The organism is Saccharomonospora iraqiensis subsp. paurometabolica YIM 90007, assembly GCF_000231035.2.
Lineage (GTDB): Bacteria > Actinomycetota > Actinomycetes > Mycobacteriales > Pseudonocardiaceae > Saccharomonospora > Saccharomonospora paurometabolica.
On record NZ_KI912204.1, the window covers coordinates 10,052 to 10,321 of the forward strand.

The window sequence follows — 270 nt, forward strand, 5'->3', positions numbered from 1 at the left end:
GTTTCCCTCGCCAGTCTGGGGGTGTGTTGGTTGGCGACGGTGTTCACGGAGGTTGTGCCGGACCGTCCGGGTGTCGCGACACGCGCCGGACCGTCCGTGGTTCCCGGGACGTGCGCACGGCGGTGTTCCTGCTGGTGGTGCTCACGGCCGGGGCGTATCTGCCGAGCCCGCTGTACCCGGGATACCAGGACGCGTTCGGGTTCGGCGATCTGACGATGACCCTGGTGTACGCGACGTTCGCCCTGGTCAGCGCGCCCGCTGAGACTGCCA